Below are 18,087 nucleotides of genomic sequence, written 5' to 3'. Positions count from 1 at the left end.
AATTAACTATGAGAAAGTTAGTGATTTCCGGTCTGTTTTTTTTAACTTGTACATTGCTGAGCGGTCAGGACTGGGGGCTTTCTATTGGAAAAGAATGGTCCTCTCACGCCGAAGAAGCCATCTCAGGCTGTTTCTATGTGGTCCGGGTAGACTATGTGCTGGAAGAAATAGCGACAGGGGACAAATATGGCAGAGATGGAAAAGAGTACTTTAGCAGGCTATACACTACAGGTGTAGCCGTGGATGGTAAAATCTGGGTAGATGGAGAGTGGGCCCTGCAGCCCGATAAGTCGGATGAAGCATATAGTGTTGCAGAATATGGTCAGGGATACATTCCCCGCGTTTCAAAGTATGGATTTCGTTCTGTCAAAGAATTCCGCTTTTCGGAACTTTATCCAACAGACATAACCGACACCCTGACAGTTGATGGCCAGACACTTGTAGCTTTTTCATTGCCCGATGGCAGCCCCAGCTTTGAAGCTACACAGAAATTGAGTGGCAAAGGGCTATTTGTGCATCTGGAAGCAGCACCGGCATTTGCTAATAACGAATTAGCACCTATTGAAACGGAACTAACCTGGCAGGAAATTATAAAGCCTACCCCTTCTGCCCCAAATGGCAGGGTGCGCCTGACGGATTCGAAGAAAAACGCCGCTTCTTTTAAAAGTGGTGTTGTCCTGGAAGTAGCAGCAGACTCAACGCAGCGGATCGTATTTAAGGCTTATGGCTTTTCTCTCCCCTCAGCGCGAGCCGAGCATTGGGAGGTAGTGCTTTTCCCTCAGCTGAGCAATACTTCTGCAAGGCTCACTCCTTTGGCCAACGAGCCGGAAGAGGCAGAAGCGGATAGGCAATCCGAAATAAAGGAGGAAGAAGAAGCAGTGGAACAACCGGATGGTGAAGAAAAGGAAAAAAAGTTCCTGGGTATTTTCAAAAAAGGCAATTGATCAAAGCAATATGAAACTACAAATCGCTGTACAGACCCACGAGGGTATGATCCGGGAACACAATGAAGATAACTTCGCTGTATGTCCTGATCTCAATCAACCCGAGAAGTGGGGGCTTACCCCTGAAGAGCCGAACAAAATCTACACACCCGGCCAAATGGGTACCCTGTTGGTAGTCGCCGACGGAATGGGAGGTATGAATGCCGGAGAAGTGGCCTCGCAGATTGCCGTTGAGTCTGTAAAAGAATACTTTGGGCGATCTCAGGGAGTTAGCGTCGAGCAGGTCCCGGACTTCATGAGTCAGGCCTGTTTGTATGCCAATGAGCGGATCGTAAAATATGGCAGGCAAAATCCTGAATCTGCTGGAATGGGTACCACGCTTATTCTGGCCTGGTTGCGGGAAGATATGGTGCATGTCTGCTGGGTGGGCGACAGCCGGGCCTACATTCTAAGATCTGGAGAAGAGGCAATGCTTAAACCCATCTCTAAGGACCATTCCCTGGTACAGCAGTGGATCGACAAAGGAGAACTCGACGAAGAACAGGCTTTTTACCATCCCAAAAACAACATCGTCACTCAGAGCCTTGGAGACTCCAGTAATGTGCCCAGCCCGGATTATCAACGGCATAAGCTAAAGACCGGCGACCGGGTACTCCTTTGCAGCGATGGGCTGAATGGCATGCTTCAGGATTACGAGATTAAAGACCTAATGCTGCAATTGGGCGGCGACAACCTCAGAAGTATGTCGGAGCAACTTGTAAAAGCTGCAAACGACAAGGGAGGGCATGACAATATCACCGTTGTGCTGGCGTATATGAGTGCTGCCGATGGGAAGCTGCAATCGATCACCCCGAATACCGCCTCTGCGCCCAGAGGTTTGGGAAGGCGAACTAATTTGCTATTGGGGGTAGCTTTGGGAATTGTAATTGTATCTGTTTTTTTTGCAGGAAAATACTTTATTATTGATTCTTTTTCTGGAAATGATGTAGAAGAGCAGCAGTTTCCTACTTTATATAAAGATGAAAAATCCAATTTGTATGGTTACGAGGATGAGAACGGAAATGAAATTATAGAAGCAAAATATAAGATGGCTTTCCCATATAGCGAAGAAGGTGAAGCCAAAGTTATAACGCGTAGTGGAGACACTCTGGTTATAAATACAAAAGGAGAAAAGATAAAAGAAAGTAAAAAATCGTCTTCCGTTGCCCCTGAAGAAGAGACTGATACAGAAGAGGAAGTCCCGGTAGAAAAAAGAAGAGATGAAACCCCATCTACTCCTGGCCCTGAACCAGCTGAAAAAGATACAAGTAATACAGACCCCCCTTCTTCCAAAAAGAACCTTAATCTTCTTGGAAGTGGCGAGGAAGAAAGTGAAAGAAATGAAGTAAGAAACATGCTAGCTGAAGAAATGAGACGACCGTATCGTCCTCATCTAGACCCCAACACAGGAAAGTATGGATATAAAAATAATGAAGGGGATTGGGTCATAGAACCGCAGTATGAAAAAGCCAGTGCTTTTAACGAAGATGGACATGCAACGGTAACAACTACCAATGGCCAGCAAATCACAATAGACCATAATGGTCGAAAAGTTAAGACAATTCCTTCTAGCTTGAATAATTAAAATTTGAATTAAATGCTACACCTAAGACCTCAGACCATATTCGCCCACCGCTACCGCCTATTGCAGCAGCTAGGTCAAGGAGGATTCTCTGAGGTCTGGTTGGTCTATAATGAGCGCGCCCGTTTTCAGCAAGCTGTCAAAATCTACACCGGCCTGGATCAGCAAGGGGGCGAGGTGTTCCGACAAGAGTTCACCAAAGTCTACCATTTGACCCATCACAATTTGCTGCGAGCCACAGAGTTTGATATTTTCGAAGGCCATCCCTATCTGGTCATGCCTTATTGTAGCCAAGGCTCAGTCCTCAATCAAGCAGGAAATGCCAGCGAACGGCTTATCGCCAAAGTGATGAGCGATATCGGTGCTGCGCTCCACTACATACATGCCCCTGCCCGCCGATTGATCCACCGGGATATTAAACCCGATAATATTATGATCGGAGAGGATGGCGACTACCTACTGGGCGACTTCGGTATTAGTTCCAATCTGCGCAATGAGCTGCGCTCACAGCTGGCCCGGCATGGCTCCATTGCCAACTCTGATGCTGGCATCACCCCTATGGCCTACCGGGCACCGGAATATTTTAATGAAGAAATGGGGAAAGAGGCCGTCATTGCCTCCGACATCTGGGCGCTCGGTGCCACCCTTTTTGAATTAGCTGAGGGCGAGCCTCCCTTTGGTTCTATGGGTGGCAGCTTGCAATATGCCAATTCGCAGCCTCCTTCTCTTTCCGGGCGGTACTCCCGTGCCCTTAGCCGCATCATTGAGCAATGCCTCGCACAGCAACCCTGGGACCGCCCAAAGGCAGAAAAATTACACCAGTACGCTCAGCACTACCTTAAATCAGGGCATTGGCCAGAAGTGTTTGGGCGGATAGACCCTAACCCTGCTGTTCGCCCTCCCGGAAATACCGTTCCCGGAAAGGACAAAGTAAGGATAACGCCTAATATATTTAATTATGCCAGGAAAAAAGCTGCTTACTTGGGTGTGGCTGCCAGCCTTATAGTCGCTTTAGCAGTTTACGGTATAGCCACCTATCCAGGTTGGAATAGGGAAGCGGATACAAATTCTACTTCTGGTACAGGTAGTGTAGTTGAATTAGATACTGTTGGCGAGGGAGATTCTAGTGCTTATGAAGAGATTACTTTGAGCCCTACGACACCTCCAGCCAGAACTACTATAAAACCTGTAAAATCGGAGCAACCAAAGGAAGCGGAGAAGAAACCACCTCCTCGTGAGGAGCCCGTAAAGACTAGCCAAAATGGCTTCTACTCAGGAAGTAATATTTTTATTCAGAATCCCCCCAGAAGATCTGAGCATTGTAAGCCTGCCCTCAAGAGCATTGAGCTAACCGAAAGCGCTACAATTGTAAAAATGCAAGTCAGTGATTGTCAGGGGGGTAATGTTTACGGTCCTGATCACGTAGGGGCATTTCACTTAACTGCGAACGGCCGGGACTATGACTTAGTCGATCTTAAAGGCGTAGTCGGAGGGCAAAGGTTCAGTACTGCCGGTACTGTTTCATTTACGCTGATTTTTGAACCATTACCGCTTTCGGCCCGAAATTTCGACCTGGTAGAGGGGAAAGACCAATTTGCAGCAGAGGTTCAACATTTTTGGAATTATAAAGGAATAGTTTTAAATGACTAAGTTATGAGCATCAAACCCTTCGGCCTGATAACGGCACTGCTGTTTTTACTGAGCAGCCCTGTACAATCTCAAACTAATAGTATTTCTGCAAAAGCCTTGATTGGGGATTTGCAGCAAGCCATTGATGATGCAGCTGATAAAGGTGAACGGGTCATTCAGGCGAGTATTGGGAATATACACCAGGACAGTGTTCGCAACATATTCCGTTTTCTCACCTTGGGTAAACGGTACCGCATTCTGGCTTTTGCTGAGGGCAATGAAATTGAAGACATTGATCTGAGAGTCTACCGCAGTATTGACGACAAATGGATGATGGAAATACAGGATCGGGGAGATAGTTCAAAGGGGCAAGTGTATTTTGAGCCTCCTGCTACTGCTATGTATCGTATAGTAATTGATGCCTATGGCTACCAGGAAAGTATAGAGTATGGAAAGTTTGCCATGCTAATCTCCCTTACTGATTAACTTTAACTCTAGCACCATGAGATGGTATACCATTATAACTACAGCAACCATAATACTCAGCCTACTCAGCGGTGCAGTATCCGCACAACAGCCCATTAGGCAAAGAGTCAGTGAAGCATCCTCCTTTATACAGCAGGCGGAGAATCGGGGGGAGCGCTTATTGCATATGCAGTGCGATATCCTGCCTAAAGGAGGAGAGGATCCAAGGCTTTCCCTTTTTAACCTTCGTGCCGATCAGTCTTACCGGGTATGGGTCTCAATTACCCGGGATATTCAAGAGTTGACAGTTCATGTTGTGAGAATTGGCGACAACGAAACAGTCCGCACGAAAACGGTTCGAAATGGCGGAGAAGGCAGCATCCTGATCAATGGCCTCAGTGGCGATTACGCTATCGGGCTTGAACCGCTGGAATACAGTGCGCAGGTGATGTCTGGCTTTTTCTCGCTTGTAGTTACGCACCGCCCCAACCAGGATAGGCAATCTGATAATCAAACAACTTCCGAAACTGACAATCCACAAAACGCTTCAACTTCTGCTAATAATCAATTAAGCCCCGTTTCCGGGAACACTTCTCCAGTTAGTACCGACTGCGCTTTTAGCAATATCGAAGGTATGAAATTCAAGACTTCCACTGCCACCACAGTAAGGTCAGATAACAGAAAAAGCCAGCGAAGGGTAAAGTCGAAAGTAGAGTTTGACAGCCGCCTTCGGAAAATCGAACAGAAAATCAAAGGCGGCAATAACGTGGTCTACAGCATCCGTTCCAAAGGCTGCGAACCAGGCGGCGTATTCCGCTTTGAAGCCGAAGATGGAAGAATGAACGCTGTCACCGTATTCCTTAACCTGAACACCCGGACTTTCACCATCCTCCCAAAGGGAAGCCAAAACAGAATTAACTACAATATCGAAAACGAGAAATACCAAAACTAACTTGAACATGCCAAAGCAAAAAACTATAAAACTGCTGAGCATCCTGTTACTCACTGTGGCAACTACCCTCAGTTCTTGCGTCTCCGAGACACCCCAGGAGGATGATACTATAGGGTTGGATAGCAGATCCAAGGTGCCAGTAGACGGAGTCCCCTTACCAGAGGTTGACGAAAATTCACCTGGTGAAGGCCAAGGGGGAACGGATACCGATGTAGAAGAAGCTGAAGAAGTGACAGTAGATGAACCGCAAACAGGGAATTCCACCTCTTCTGGATCAGAAAACGGATCTGGGCAAACCCCAAGAGGAGGCCCACAAGAACCTGACGACATTTCTGAAACGGAGCCAGTTAACTCTGGCCCTTCCGCTGCGGACCGGGACAGGCTGATGAATAGTGTAAGCGTCAGCCCTTCTGTAGCCTATCTGGATGAATCTACTCAATTTTCTATGGGTGCTGGCAGCAACGTGTTGAACCAATGGCAATGGAAGTATAAGTTTTCCAGCGGTAGCTGGCGCAGTGCGCCCAACGGGCAGATTAGCACCACCTTCAATCAGCTGGGAAAACAAAGACTATATCTACAGGCAAGCTGGGATAATGTGGAAATACCCTTCGAGCATAGTGTGTTGGTGACGGTAAGCGAACAATGGCTCAACAAAAAACTTACTGCATTGATCAATGCAGTGAAAAGCGCAGATGCCAGCGGGAACTGGAGTGAACCTGACCGGCTGGTCGACGAGCTGAAACCCTATTTTACCAATAATCCTTCTTTTTCTATTCCAGAGGAAGGAGGCGGTAACAACTGGCAGACATTTATAGACATCCTATACGCTGATATCCCCTTTGAGGACCGCTTTAGCAAGGTAGCAGACTACCAATACGACAATGCTACCGGACTGGTGTCTTTCATGAAAGTCCGGTGAGAGGAATACAAAACCCTATGAGAAAACTTCTAAAACTGTGGAGCCTGATATTGCCAGGCTTGTTGATCCAAATACAGCTACCTGCGAAAGCCACTACTTTGGCCCCTATACCTGATACACTTATTACAGATATCACAAAAGCAGCAAGCCATGCAGGTCAGCCCTTCTATCCATCCATCCCAACCGAATCATTCTGTCTTGATGAAAAAAAAGGCGAATTACTGCCCTACAAAAAGCAAGCGGCCAGTCAGCTGAAAAGGATCAAGGAGTACTTTGAAGTGCTGGTTGCTCCAGATTCTGCAGTAGGCAGTAGGCGCAAACGGGCAGTAGAAAGACGGATTAGGAAGTATCTTGGAAGCCTGGAAAATGATGACTTCATTCCTTATGAAGGCTTTTTTCTGGATGAAAACCTGGAAATCAAAAGTAAAACTACCTCAGTTGGAGAGTATATCCGGCAACTCCAGCGCTATCGAGAAGAGCAGGCTGGTTTGGTAAACGTTTGTTGGTCATTGAATGATACAGATACCATTCAGCTGGAGGCTACAGGCTTCAAAGACAAAATTGGGCGCATAAATGGACGTGTACCGCCATGGGCAGAGTTCACTAAAGAAAATAAGCCCCGTGACTATTATTGCGTATACTACGGTGAAGGATATATCAGAGAGGAAGTTACTTTTTTTAAAAACAACCTGATGCGCCGGCACATCGTCTGTAAGAAAATGTCTTTCTACCTCCGGTATTTAGAAACAAAGGCTGATGATGGCAGCAAAACCTATGGCTGGAGGGTTTATATTGCCCGAATCACCGATTCAAAAAAAGGGGAGTGTAAGGATATTAAGTCCGGCGAATGCCCACCACCGCTAGGCGTATGCGACAGCTCCATTGTATACACGCCGGTGCCCGCCTGGACCTATCTGGTGCCTGGCAAAGGTTGGGACCATTTTGCTGCCAAGGAGCGAAAAGTTAAACCCTGGCATTTCATTACTGGTATTACAGCGGCAGGGTTTGGATACGGAGTTTTCAAAAAGATCAGAAGTAACCGCTCCTACAATAAGCACCTCGATGCAACCACCCTCAGAGAGCTTGATATTGAGTATAAAGCGGCAAATAATGACCACCATGATTTTTTGATCGCTACCGGAGCAGCGGCTCTGGTATGGCTGACCAATGACTTGCTTATATTTAAGAAAGACCGAAAACAAAAGCGGCTCTTTGATGAACGCTTTGGCTGTGAAGACAGGACGGCATCCCTCATTCCGGAAAAACTGAGAAATCCTTCACTTGCAGACCGAACACAACTGACGTTATCTCCAGTTGTACCAGCATCATTTCCAGCGCTTGGATTGCATGCTACAATAGATTTTTAACAATATGGGAAAAACAATTGCCTGCACGTTAATCGTTTTACTTCTCGCGGCCTGCATACAGATCAACCTGGATCGCAGAGAGTTGATTACCTTCAACCGGGGGTTGAACTCAGCTTTTCCGGACCCGACTCCACTTCGCAACCTATTTTATGCTACCCAAAATAATAAGGAGTATCTGTTGGGCGGCAGCGCAGTAGAAGGCGATATGATGGTCTTATCTACGGATGAATTAGGTGATCTCCAATCCACTTTTTCGATTCTTTCAGCTGGCATTGCCCAGTCTATTATCCCTCTACAAGAGGAACAGTTTTGGTTGGTTGCTGGCTATGATGCAAGAAACCCTCTTTTAGTGTGGCTGAACGCTCAGGGAGAAGCAGAAAGAATTGACTCGTCCTTGTTCGCAGATTTTGAAGAGCAAGTTGGTGCAGTAAAATATGTTAGGTTTCATGACATCGTCCAAGCTCCTGATTCAAGCCTCTTTGTCTGTGGCAGCCTTCGGCAAAGCCTGGGTGGAGATTGGGTGCTATTGTCCCATCTTGACCCGGCTGGCAACCTTTTGTGGCAACAAAGATACGAGTACCGCGCAGCTGCTTACGACCTGATGCTTTATGACGAAAACACCATACTGATGGCGGGTCTGGTCAATAATGGGCAAGTCATCCTCTATAATGTAGATTCGAATGGAAAATTCAAATGGCGCGAAGCATTGCCTAACGCCTACTCTACAAGAGCCCCAAATATTTCTCTCACTAAAGAGGGGGAGATTGCCATCGCTGCTACCAGAATGGTGCAAGGCCAGGAAGATATAGTTTGCTTTATCTATGACGCAGCAAGTGGTGATGTGTTAGACAGCCGGGAGATAGGTTCTCCTTTTCTGAATGAAAAAGGACAATTTGTCACTACAACCAGAGACTCAGCACTCATTGTAGTCGGAGGCGTGGATGGGGGTACTGACGCGGAACGGTATGCTGCTTTTAAATACCGGGCTCCTAGTCTGAGTACAGAATGGGAACGTTACTACCAAGGGTCCGAGAAGGCTAACACGGCTGTTTTTTCCTGTCGCCAAGTGAGTAGTGACAAAGGGTTTATTATAGCTGGAATTGAATCTTCTGAAAATGGAGAATCCCAGTTTCGGCTAATAAAAACTGACGAAGAAGGGGCCGTAGAGTGAGGTTGTTGTGCTCTACCTTCATCGTTTGATGACCTTTCCTATACTCGTCCTGTTTAATTGTAAAGTGTACACCCCAGCAGGCCAATGCCCGGTATGAATACCCTTCATTCGGCTTGAGCCAGGCAGAAAACGCTGCCGATGTATAACTCTTCCCAATAGATCCACTATAATTAAATTCAGCTCTTGCTTTGGTAAGGAGTTAAACTTAAAATCAAGGTTTAAAAAGTCAGCTACAGGATTAGGCCACACATGCACCTCCTGCAAGGCTAATGCTAAATCAGATGTAGAATTAGCAAAATCTACGTAGATCGTATCACTAGAGCTACAGCCGCTGGCATCATCGATCACTGTGAGGAGATAAAACCCAGGGCCATCTATTTCCTTTTCTGCACCACTTCCTCCCCCACTCCACTCGTAGGTGTAATTTGCATTATCTACAGCGTTTTGAAGTGTAATTGATTGACCAGATAATATTGATGTGTCCGGACCAAGATTGGCTACAGGCAAGCTATCCACCCTTACTTCGAGTGAGAAGGTATCACTACATGAGTTACCATCTTCGTATCGGTAAGTTACTGTACTCACCCCGATTGTATTGGGTATGAAAATCGCTATAGAATCGCTCTCCACTTCATCAATGAGATATGGGTTGTTGCCTAGGTAAGCGCCACCAGCAGGAAGATTAAGGATAGTATCCACCAAATCGCCTTCACAATACTGCATATCCAGGCCCTGTAATGTAACTTCCGGGGCTGCAAATACATTATCTATTGACTGAGAGCTGCTTTGGGTACACTGAAATTCATTCGTTATTTCGTAGCTTATCGTGAGGTTCTCACCAGGTATGTCCGGAGTAAACACCCCCGTTCCATCGCCTTGCATCTCGACACCGGGCCCGGTAAAGGTTCCGCCTGTCTGCTCTGGAATTAGTGGGAAGGGAGGATCATTACTACAGTAAGCTGATGAAACATCATTGAAAGAGGGGTTGGGCAGTGGGTTGACCTCCTGGTTAAAACTAAGGGTGTCAGCACACCCTTCCGTAGTCTCTGCAATGAATACAAACGGATAAGAGCCAACTGCATCGTAATAATGCCGAAAATTGGAAATATCGGAAGAAAGGTTATCAATGATTGTTCCGTCTCCGAAGTCTATACTCCATTCGCACGGTACCAAGTCGCAAATGGTTGCAACTACAAAACTACTCGTATCTTGAAAACATGTCGCATTGGCAACAATATTTGCCACAGGTGTGAAGAATACATTTTCTATTAAGTGTGTGCTTTCATCCGAGCACCCAAATTCATTTTCAATTTGATAAGCGATGATTATATCTTCTCCAAAGTCTTGTGGGCTGAAAAAAATCTGCGAGCTATCTGCTGAGTAGCTAATGTTCGGCCCGGTAAAAACTCCTCCCGTTTGCTCCGGCATCAGCTCTACAGGTGGATCATTCTGGCAATAACTATCTTCGAGGCCTGTGAATACGGCACTGGGTACAGGAAACACCTGGTGCTGCATTGTGGCAGTGCTAGTACAGAAATTGCTGGTTATGACCTCCAAGGACACATTAAAACTGTCAGGGTTACCTGTATAGGTATACTCATAATTAAAATCACCTTCCGGACCTATAAATTCCACTTCACCTCCGTCTCCCAAATTAAGATAAAGTGTACATTCACCTTCTGCACAATCACTCCCGATCTCAAATACGCTTTCTTCCATAAAACAAGCATCGTCGCCTTGCAGGCTTACAGATGGAGTAAAATAAACGTTATCCACTGTCTGCTCTACTCGTGAAGAACAGCTAAAAGCATTAGTCACTGTATATGAGATCGACAGATCACTGTCTTCTTCCGTTGGGCTAAAAAAAATAGAGGTATCATTAACGGTCTCCAGGTAAGGCCCCTCGAAAACTCCACCCGGCTCTACAGGGATTAACTCGGTGGCTGGATCGCCTTGACAGTACTCAGGCAACAATCCAAAAAAGTCAGCATCAGGTATCGGAAAAACAATTTGCTCCAAAATTTCCGCATTAAAACAGCCGCCTGCACTTTCCACATAAAGCTCTACCTGAAAGGTATCAGGGGTACCGTAAACAAATCTATACTGCGCTGTGTCCAAATTGAGCGCAATGTTTGAGCCATCTCCTGGGAAAAGGATGGTTGTACAGTCTGATCCTGTAGGACAATTAATTGCGTAACTGAAAAAGGTGGTGTCCTGGAAACAGTTGTCCTCTACATTCAATGCAACTTCAGGCACGCCTAATACTACAGCAGATACAGAATCTACGCTCCGGCATCCTGCACTATTCATGGCTGTAAGTGTTACATCATATGTCCCTGCCTCATCGTAGAAGTGTGAAATCTCAGCGGTTAGCCCGTGCTGTTCCGCTTCGTCGCCATCTCCAAAGTCCCACGTAATGATGGCAGAAGTGTCCGCCTGAAGGACAGCAGTAAAGAAGGTGGAGTCGCCTTCACAGCTGGTTGAGCTACTTAAATCTAAGATTTCCGGTATTGGGGAAAAAGTTACATGGACAGTATCGCTAATAGAGCAGGTGTCGGTATTCAAAGTCACAATATAGGTACCATCAGTGCTTACGTTAATCACCGAATCCATGCTCCCGGTAGACCAGATAAGCATACCCCCTGGTTCAGCAACAGCGGTTAATTGAAGCGTATCGCCCGAACATAAAGTAGTATCCGGGGTGCCTGGCAATATTTGAACATTGCAGTCTTGGCTGAAAGCCGGAACAATGCTGACCAAAGTACACAGGGCAACAACAATTAATTTCAAGATTAGGTGCTTATCCATTGAAATAGGTGTTTCTGATCTTAATGCGCTTTCAAATCTTCTAGTGCCTTTCGGACCTCGGGGTCTTCCACAAACTTCAACGATTCTTTAAAATTGCTTTCAGCACTTGCATAATCTCTGTTTTTTACATCGCGGTTAGCAAGGTGTTTATACATATCCGCTTTAATGACTCGCTCCTGCCGGTCAAGATCTTCTGGTTTAAATAAAGCAGGGGCGAAGAACTTCATAGTGTCTAACTTTGTCAAAGCTAACTCAAACTTATCGCTGTCGTGGAGTAATTCCTTTTCTTGTTTAAGCTGTAGTGCCTTTTGAAACAAACGTTCCTTTAATTCTTCACCCCTTATATCAGATCGCCATGGGGGTACCGACGTAGCGGCTTTCTTCGCTATAGTGTAAGCAGTAGAATACATATTTGCTTCCTTTGCCTGATAGGCCTGCTCAAGCAATGACTCATGAGTGCTTTCCTGATGGGTTTTAAAGGCATACCCACCAGACGACAGAAGTGCAATGAAGAAGATCCCTATCATATAGCTTCTCATCCGCACCACCGATGCTTTGCGTTTGCCTCGAACAGTTTTTCCGGGAGGTTCGGCTCCAGGCGGTTCCTTTTCTTCCTGTTGCCACCTTGGTGGCTGCGGCGAGGGACTAGGCGCCGGTTCCGGCTGTGGTTCCGTTTTAGGTATCGTGTAACGGCTGTTGCCAATAGCTGGCCAGTGCCCGGATTGGCCCCAAAAGTTGCCATATTCGACCAGATTTGTTGCAGTAATCCGCTTGTTCGGATCAGCATCCCAGCAATAGTCAATAATTTGTTGAAGCCGGTTGGTGTAACGATTGGAGTCTATCTTTGGCATCTCAAGTCCCAACTTTACCAACTGGTGGGCAGGGATAGAACGTTCTTCCCAAAAACCTTGGCACATTTCATATAAAATGACTCCGATAGAAAAAATATCGGATGCTGGGCTTAGCTCCTTTCCATCTTTATGCTCCGGAGACTGATGCACAGGCGACTCTGCCAAAAGCTGAGCCCTTGAATCGCTTTTATCATAAACTCCCAAATCGCACAAATAAAAAGAGTGTCTTTCATCTAAGAGAATGTTCTCAGGCTTCAAATCCCCGTGTATGTTTCCATTCTTGTGCAGGGCTTGGAGCGCGCTTCCGATTTGTTGCAGGAATCGGGCAATCTCAGCTTCTCCCAAGCTGTGCTGCCCTCTGAGCATTTCTGACAAGCTGCCATTGCGGATGTACTGCAATACAACATAGCGTGGTTTGTGAGAAAGGTTCATATCCAGAGCACTTACCAGATGAGGGTGGTTAATCTGGGAAAGTATCCTGTATTCGTTACGGAGAACCTTGTTATACAGATCTGAAAATTCGGGGGTTGGCTGATAAAACTTAATAGCGACTTCTCTATTATGCCCACCATTTGACCGGGTATCATCTGCCAGCCACACCTCTGAGAAACCACCGCGGCCCAGCTGTCTGCGAAGGACATATCTGCCAGCTACAATTCTTTTATGATTAAGAGGTTCCATTTTTTAGCTTATCTCTATAGTGTTTTTTTTAAGATCTGGGCTGAAAAGAAATAAAGGCAAAAAAATATAGTACAGAAGTATAGATGCCATGAGGGGTAGGTCTCAAAGTTTCTAAACCGTAAGGTAGTGTTTTTATTGCCACTGCGCAAAAAGTCCGTATGAAAAATTCTGTTGTTATATTTCAATCGCCTATCAATTAGTTGGTCACTATCTACTTGTCCTGAGTGAAACTAGAAAGGGGTATCCTTTACCAAGTCGGTTTACAAACCCTTCACTTTAAACGCCTCGACAAACTCCTCAAAATTTTTGTAATACTTATCGTCGTTCAGTATCTGAGACAAATGTGTTACCTTTTCAAAGGAATCCCGGATCAGGTCATTGGCCCCAGTAATGTAAACAGTAATCCCCCGCTTTTGCCAATCGGTGATGACATCTTCCAGTGTGACCATCCCGCTTTGATCCATAAATGGCACCCTTTCCATCCGGATGATGACCGCATCCACGCCTTTGATGTCGTGGCAGTGCTCGCGGTACCGGTTCGCAAATCCAAAAAACATTGGGCCGTCAAAGGATTGAACGTAGACCCGCTCTGCAAGTTCTCCCGGAATAGCCTGGCTCTCCCCCATGAAATCCTGAAGGGTCTTTGACTCCTGCGAGGACGTCAGGGACCTGCTCATTTTATTCATGAAAAATATAGAGGATGCCACAAATCCGATTGCAACGGCATTGAGCAGGTTATCGAAGAGGGTCACGAGAAGGACAATGGCCCAGGTCGCTGCATCCGATTTTGGGATCCGGAAGAACATTTTGATTCCCTTGGTGTCAATGATACTCGCTCCAACGGTGACTAAAATGCCCCCCAGCACACTCATTGGGATGTACTGCACATAATCCGCGGTCGTCAGCACAATCAACAGCAAGATGACACCCTTCAGCAGGCCCGATCGCTTGGTTTGGGCACCGGCATTAATATTGGTGACTGTGCCCATTGTGGCGCCAGCCCCAGGCAGTCCTCCGAATGCAGCAGACAGGAAATTGCCTGCCCCCTGCCCGATTATTGTCCAGCGGCTGTTGTGCTTGGTTTTGGTCAGGTTGTCCGCGACCACTGAAGTCAGCAGGGAGTCAATGACGCCCAGCCCACCCAGCATGACCGCCGGCGTGATGATGTACTGCAGGTCTCCAACTTCCAGTTCCAGCAGCCGGTTGAGTTGAAGAGCGGGCAGTTGCGTTGGAATTTCGCCAATCACCGGCACATCCAGGTTGAAACTCAATGCCAAAGCCGTACAGGCAATAAGCGACACCAGTATGGAAGGTACCCGCCGGGTAAGCTTGGGAAAAAGGTAAACGATAGCGATGGAAAGCAGGCCCAGCCCAATGGCCTGTGTATTCACCATCTCTACCCCACCCAGACTGGTCATAATAGTTAAAAATCCGCCCGGGTTGTCCAGGCCAAGGATGGGGAAGATCTGCGCCGCAATGATGATCAACCCGATACCCGCCATAAACCCCGATAAGACCGGATAAGGCATGAACTTCACAAAGCGGCCAAAATCGAAAATACCAAACAGCAACTCCAGCAGGGCAGCAAGGAGAAAAGTCGCAATAATGAGCGGTACAGCGTTGCTCAAATCGCCACCGGATTGCACCAGGCCGGTAGTAACCACTGTGGCAGCCACCACAGTCATAGGACCGGTCGGATCGGAGATCAGCGTGTTCGTGCCTCCAAAAATACCGGCAACAATAGCCAGGATAATGGCGGTGTACAAGCCTGCTTCCGGACCAAGCCCGGACTGCACACCGAAGGCCAGTGCCATAGGCAATGCGATGATGGCAGCCAGGAATGCTCCCGATAGGTCACCTTTAAGAGAAGGGGCAGGCGGCCGTTTTCTAAACAAAGGTCTGAATGGCATGCTGGTCTGAAGTGTTTTTATTGATGGCAGTTCCTGCACTTCAATATGCAACGGTAAAAGTAGACCATTGCACCAGAAAGACCAAATGCCACGAAAAAATCGCTGCCTAATTGCTTTTCTAAGCTTAAAAGCGGGGCATCTTGCCTCTGCTCCTTTTTTAGAATCGTTTTCCTACGCCTAAGCCAAACGTGAAGGTGGTAAAAGCGTCAGCTCGCATATCGTAGAATATAGTAGGATACAGGTCCCAGTGGTGCTCGAGCTCCAGTTCGTATTCCACACCGATCCGGAATAACATAAACTGTTCGGTAATGTCAAACTCCAATCCCGGGCCGATAACAAAAACAATCCCGGAATTAAGGTGATACAACAAATCTAAAGTTGTCACAATTGGAAAACGGCGCTCTGTGAACTCATTGTTTTCCCGTTCCACGATGAAAGTCTCCAGTTCAATATCGTTGTGTAAGCCTACTCCCCAACGGTTATTGAACCAATACTCCAAATCCACACCGTAGGAAGGAATGGCAATCCTGCCGCCATCTGAAAGGCCCGGAATAAAAGTATGGCTGATAAATGAGGCAAACCGGAAATGGGGCTCATCAGAATAGGCCCTGGGCTCGGTATGGAGCGCCGTATTGGCTTCATGGTGCTGTGCCTGAACGTTTTGGGCAAGCAGAACAGCTACTGCTACTGCAAGCATAATTCGTGTTACCGTCATGTCTAATTGCTTTTTGACAAAGCAAAGGAAAACAGCCTTAAGGTTAAGTGAAATGAATCACATGGAGCGCAAAAGGCGACTAAGACTATGTTTGGAGCTTGATACTATTGCAAACCAAGGAATTATGAACCTGGCGTCATCTTTTTTAGCTTATTTGGCCCGCCAAACGCGCCAAAAAAGATTTAGCCAGAACCACAATTCCTTGATTTTCATGACGAATCCGCTCCAAACATAGTCTAAAGGATGGCGTGATTTTGGGCAAAAAGGTAAAAAACTCAATAATCGAATTGTTTTTTGTCACAAATTGATCTAGCTTTGTCGCGTTAAAACATTTCAAATGAATCTGTTTCATTTTTGTTTCCTGGTCTTGCTTAGCCTGTCCCAGTCTCTTGGGGCAGACACCAAGCCTGTTGCCACAGTTGCAGGAATACAGATTGCCGCCTCGGCAGACGATGAATATGCAGCTACAGCTTCTGCCTCCGATTGGCTCGCTGTAGTTCCCTTCTTTTCGGAGTCTGTAGAGGAAAAAGACGAAGAAACGCATACCGGCGATGTCGCTGATTGCGCTATCTTCTCTCTGAGCAAACGTGAACCTTCATCAGCGTTCACCAATTTATTGCTCTCCGAAAGCACCTTAGCTTTTTCCCTCTCCACTCCCCTTTTCATTCTATTTCAGGTATTTCGAAATTAGGCCGATCAACGGCTATGGCCCACATTGTGCAGGTGCTCCCAAGGCTCCGGTATGGTTTGATGCGTGCATTGGCCCATTAAGCCAGGATCTTTTATGGTCTATTTCAAACATTGTTTGAAATGGAAACAGACAGGCGTACCTGCTATCGATCTGTCGCTGTAGTCAACATACCCGCTTTTGCTTAGAAAATTGAGCCGCCCTCCGGATGGAAGATGCGGGTGGCGATGTATTTCCACAATTATAAGTTTGAAAATCATGAATACAAAGATTGTTTTCCTGTGCCTGCTTGTTACGGTAATAGCCCTAAGCAGCTGTGAACATGAAACGCATAAGAAACACGAGATAGGGACACTCGAAGTGACTAACCCTATGATAAAGGACACCCTCTACTACAAAAACTACGTCAGCCAGATTCATGCTTATCAGCATATAGAACTCCGGGCCCTGGAGAAGGGGTACCTTCAGAAAATCCTAGTTGATGAAGGACAGTACGTGCAAAAGGGACAACTGCTCTTTCAGATTCAGCCCACCATTTATCAGGCCGAGATGCAAAAGGCGCAGGCAGAAGTTGGAAGGGCAGCCATTGAGTTTCAAAATACAAAGGTGCTGGCCGATAGCAATATCGTTTCTAAAAATGAATTGGCGCTGGCAAACGCCAATCTTCAAAGAGCCCGGGCTGACTCCGCTCTTATGCAGGCTCACCTCAACTTTACCGAGGTTCGTGCGCCCTTTAGCGGCATTATCGGGCAGTTTGAAGATGTGCGCCTGGGCAGTTTGCTGGATGAAGGTGAATTGCTGACTACACTTTCTGACAACAGCAAAATGTGGGTCTACTTCAACGTTCCCGAAGCAACCTACCTCGATTATATGAAGCAGGTCAAATCCTCCACTCCCACTTCACTAAAACTGAAACTGGCCAACAACGAACTGTTCGAACACGAAGGCATGGTTACCGCGATTGAATCTGACTTCAATAATGCAACCGGCACTATCCCATTCCGGGCGACCTTCCAAAATCCGGACAGATTGCTGCGGCACGGGCAAACCGGAAATATCCTGTGGCCGGTGGAGCTCAGTGAAGTCGTTATTATCCCGCAGAAAGCCGCCTTTGAAATTCTGGATAAAAAGTATGTCTTCCTGGTCAGTCAGGATGGTCATGTCAGCTCACAGGAAATCAAGGTCGGTGCGGAATTAAATCACCTTTATGTCGTGAAAGATGGCCTGAGCCTGGACGATCAGATCCTTATTGAAGGGTTGCGGAAAGTGCAGAACGGTGACCATATCGAGTACGAAAAGAAAGCTGCTGCAAAGGTATTTGCTGAACTGGAGCTGCACGCGGAGTAAATAAACTGAGGTCAAAAGT

General features: G+C 46.6%; 14 protein-coding genes. 10 read left to right on the top strand and 4 right to left on the bottom strand.

Annotated elements, in window-relative coordinates; all coding sequences use genetic code 11:
* Nucleotides 1–8 precede the first annotated feature (8 nt).
* The 8 genes from IX84_RS23520 to IX84_RS23485 are packed head-to-tail and all read left to right on the top strand — an operon-like array spanning nucleotide 9 to nucleotide 9,068.
* Nucleotides 9–944 carry a hypothetical protein gene (locus IX84_RS23520; protein ID WP_044226627.1) on the top strand — a complete coding sequence of 312 codons (936 nt, stop codon included), beginning with the start codon at nucleotides 9–11 and terminating at the stop codon, nucleotides 942–944.
* A gap of 10 nt (nucleotides 945–954) precedes the next feature.
* Entirely contained in the window at nucleotides 955–2,568 is a 1,614-nt protein-coding gene (locus IX84_RS31435) for a protein phosphatase 2C domain-containing protein (RefSeq protein ID WP_052516336.1), read from the top strand.
* 12 nt (nucleotides 2,569–2,580) lie between these two features.
* Nucleotides 2,581–4,215, top strand: coding sequence for a serine/threonine protein kinase (locus IX84_RS31430; RefSeq protein WP_052516335.1), 1,635 nt, complete (start codon nucleotides 2,581–2,583; stop codon nucleotides 4,213–4,215).
* A 3-nt stretch (nucleotides 4,216–4,218) separates the two neighbouring features.
* Nucleotides 4,219–4,680 carry a hypothetical protein gene (locus tag IX84_RS23505; protein WP_044226623.1) on the top strand — a complete coding sequence of 154 codons (462 nt, stop codon included), beginning with the start codon at nucleotides 4,219–4,221 and terminating at the stop codon, nucleotides 4,678–4,680.
* Nucleotides 4,681–4,696: 16 nt separating this feature from the next.
* Nucleotides 4,697–5,611 (top strand): hypothetical protein, encoded by a 915-nt coding sequence (locus tag IX84_RS23500; RefSeq protein ID WP_044226621.1) that lies wholly within the window; start codon nucleotides 4,697–4,699, stop codon nucleotides 5,609–5,611.
* A 7-nt stretch (nucleotides 5,612–5,618) separates the two neighbouring features.
* Nucleotides 5,619–6,530 carry a hypothetical protein gene (locus tag IX84_RS23495; RefSeq protein WP_044226618.1) on the top strand — a complete coding sequence of 304 codons (912 nt, stop codon included), beginning with the start codon at nucleotides 5,619–5,621 and terminating at the stop codon, nucleotides 6,528–6,530.
* A gap of 17 nt (nucleotides 6,531–6,547) precedes the next feature.
* Nucleotides 6,548–7,897, top strand: coding sequence for a hypothetical protein (locus IX84_RS23490; protein ID WP_044226615.1), 1,350 nt, complete (start codon nucleotides 6,548–6,550; stop codon nucleotides 7,895–7,897).
* Between the two features lie 4 nt (nucleotides 7,898–7,901).
* On the top strand, nucleotides 7,902–9,068 hold the full coding sequence (locus IX84_RS23485; protein WP_044226612.1) for a hypothetical protein: 1,167 nt from the start codon (nucleotides 7,902–7,904) through the stop codon (nucleotides 9,066–9,068).
* 18 nt (nucleotides 9,069–9,086) lie between these two features.
* Here the strand turns inward: IX84_RS23485 and IX84_RS23480 are convergent, their stop codons facing one another.
* From IX84_RS23480 to IX84_RS23465, 4 genes are all read right to left on the bottom strand, one after another.
* Nucleotides 9,087–11,876: a PKD domain-containing protein gene (locus IX84_RS23480; RefSeq protein WP_044226608.1), complete on the bottom strand. Its 2,790-nt coding sequence runs from the start codon at nucleotides 11,874–11,876 to the stop codon at nucleotides 9,087–9,089.
* A gap of 20 nt (nucleotides 11,877–11,896) precedes the next feature.
* Nucleotides 11,897–13,408 (bottom strand): serine/threonine-protein kinase, encoded by a 1,512-nt coding sequence (locus IX84_RS23475; protein ID WP_044226606.1) that lies wholly within the window; start codon nucleotides 13,406–13,408, stop codon nucleotides 11,897–11,899.
* A gap of 260 nt (nucleotides 13,409–13,668) precedes the next feature.
* Complete coding sequence (locus IX84_RS23470) at nucleotides 13,669–15,318, bottom strand: SulP family inorganic anion transporter (RefSeq protein WP_044226603.1); 1,650 nt, start codon at nucleotides 15,316–15,318, stop codon at nucleotides 13,669–13,671.
* Nucleotides 15,319–15,475: 157 nt separating this feature from the next.
* Nucleotides 15,476–16,033, bottom strand: a complete 558-nt coding sequence (locus IX84_RS23465; protein ID WP_152605208.1) for a hypothetical protein — start codon at nucleotides 16,031–16,033, stop codon at nucleotides 15,476–15,478.
* Between the two features lie 337 nt (nucleotides 16,034–16,370).
* Here IX84_RS23465 and IX84_RS23455 point away from each other — a divergent pair, with 337 nt between their 5' ends.
* Both IX84_RS23455 and IX84_RS23450 read left to right on the top strand, forming a co-directional pair.
* Entirely contained in the window at nucleotides 16,371–16,724 is a 354-nt protein-coding gene (locus IX84_RS23455; RefSeq protein ID WP_044226595.1) for a hypothetical protein, read from the top strand.
* A 255-nt stretch (nucleotides 16,725–16,979) separates the two neighbouring features.
* The gene (locus tag IX84_RS23450; RefSeq protein WP_044226592.1) at nucleotides 16,980–18,068 is read left to right on the top strand and encodes an efflux RND transporter periplasmic adaptor subunit; all 1,089 of its coding nucleotides are present in this window, start codon (nucleotides 16,980–16,982) and stop codon (nucleotides 18,066–18,068) included.
* Nucleotides 18,069–18,087: the final 19 nt, after the last annotated feature.

This window comes from Phaeodactylibacter xiamenensis, from assembly GCF_000759025.1.
Taxonomy (GTDB): Bacteria; Bacteroidota; Bacteroidia; order Chitinophagales; family Saprospiraceae; genus Phaeodactylibacter; species Phaeodactylibacter xiamenensis.
Note: the sequence above shows the minus strand (reverse complement) of the source record. Positions and strands in the feature narration are given on the sequence as shown.

Excerpts from the sequence above, each read along its gene's own strand:
- IX84_RS23520 (WP_044226627.1), top strand. The coding sequence starts at position 9 with ATGAGAAAGTTAGTGATTTCCGGTCTGTTTTTTTTAACTTGTACATTG.
- IX84_RS31435 (WP_052516336.1), top strand. The coding sequence starts at position 955 with ATGAAACTACAAATCGCTGTACAGACCCACGAGGGTATGATCCGGGAA.
- IX84_RS31430 (WP_052516335.1), top strand. The coding sequence starts at position 2,581 with ATGCTACACCTAAGACCTCAGACCATATTCGCCCACCGCTACCGCCTA.
- IX84_RS23505 (WP_044226623.1), top strand. The coding sequence starts at position 4,219 with ATGAGCATCAAACCCTTCGGCCTGATAACGGCACTGCTGTTTTTACTG.
- IX84_RS23500 (WP_044226621.1), top strand. The coding sequence starts at position 4,697 with ATGAGATGGTATACCATTATAACTACAGCAACCATAATACTCAGCCTA.
- IX84_RS23495 (WP_044226618.1), top strand. The coding sequence starts at position 5,619 with ATGCCAAAGCAAAAAACTATAAAACTGCTGAGCATCCTGTTACTCACT.
- IX84_RS23490 (WP_044226615.1), top strand. The coding sequence starts at position 6,548 with ATGAGAAAACTTCTAAAACTGTGGAGCCTGATATTGCCAGGCTTGTTG.
- IX84_RS23485 (WP_044226612.1), top strand. The coding sequence starts at position 7,902 with ATGGGAAAAACAATTGCCTGCACGTTAATCGTTTTACTTCTCGCGGCC.
- IX84_RS23480 (WP_044226608.1), bottom strand. The coding sequence starts at position 11,876 with ATGGATAAGCACCTAATCTTGAAATTAATTGTTGTTGCCCTGTGTACT.
- IX84_RS23475 (WP_044226606.1), bottom strand. The coding sequence starts at position 13,408 with ATGGAACCTCTTAATCATAAAAGAATTGTAGCTGGCAGATATGTCCTT.
- IX84_RS23470 (WP_044226603.1), bottom strand. The coding sequence starts at position 15,318 with ATGCCATTCAGACCTTTGTTTAGAAAACGGCCGCCTGCCCCTTCTCTT.
- IX84_RS23465 (WP_152605208.1), bottom strand. The coding sequence starts at position 16,033 with ATGACGGTAACACGAATTATGCTTGCAGTAGCAGTAGCTGTTCTGCTT.
- IX84_RS23455 (WP_044226595.1), top strand. The coding sequence starts at position 16,371 with ATGAATCTGTTTCATTTTTGTTTCCTGGTCTTGCTTAGCCTGTCCCAG.
- IX84_RS23450 (WP_044226592.1), top strand. The coding sequence starts at position 16,980 with ATGAATACAAAGATTGTTTTCCTGTGCCTGCTTGTTACGGTAATAGCC.